1 protein-coding gene is annotated in these 713 nt (G+C 77.0%); it reads right to left on the minus strand.

Annotated features, from left to right (window positions below; all coding sequences use genetic code 11):
• Nucleotides 1-713 (minus strand): glycerate kinase family protein (locus D183_RS0123575; protein ID WP_017911161.1); only part of this gene is annotated, 713 nt, incomplete at both ends.

Genomic DNA, 713 nt, shown 5'->3' on the forward strand with positions numbered 1-713 from the left:
GCGCCGAGGAAGGCGACCAGGGCCGCGCCGATGCCGCCGCCCGCGCCCGCACCGGGCAGCGACGCCACTGCCACGCCCAAGCTGCGTTCGATCGCCTCGGCGTAGTGCCGCAACCCGGCATCGAGCTGCGCGACCATCGCCGGCGTGGCGCCCTTCTGCGGCCCGAACACCGCCGAGGCGCCGCTCGGCCCGGTCAGCGGGTTGTCGACATCGCAGGCGACCTCGATGGTGCACTCGCGCAGTCGCGGGTCCAGCCCGTCCAGGTCGATGCGCGCCAGCGCGCCCAGCGCCGCGCCGCCGGCGGCCAGGTCGCGGCCGTGCATGTCCAGCAGGCGCACGCCCAGGGCCTGCGCCATGCCGGCGCCGCCGTCGTTGCTGGCGCTGCCGCCGATGCCGATCAGCAGCCGGCGCGCGCCGGCATCCAGCGCGGCCAGGATCAGTTCGCCGACGCCGCGGGTGCCGGTCAGGCAAGGATCGCGCTGTTGCGGCGGCACCAGCATCAGCCCGCTGGCCGCGGCCATCTCGATCAGGGCGGTGCCGCCGTCCTCGCTCAGGCCGAACTGCGCGGCGACCGGCGCGCCCAGCGGCCCGGTCACCGTGCAGGCGACCCGGCGCCCACCGCCAGCGGCGACCAGCGCGTCCACCGTGCCCTCGCCGCCGTCGGCGAACGGCAGCAGCACGTACTGCGCCTCCGGGAACACGCTGCGGAAGGC

It is taken from the genome of Xanthomonas sp. SHU 199, assembly GCF_000364665.1.
GTDB lineage: Bacteria > Pseudomonadota > Gammaproteobacteria > Xanthomonadales > Xanthomonadaceae > Xanthomonas_A > Xanthomonas_A sontii.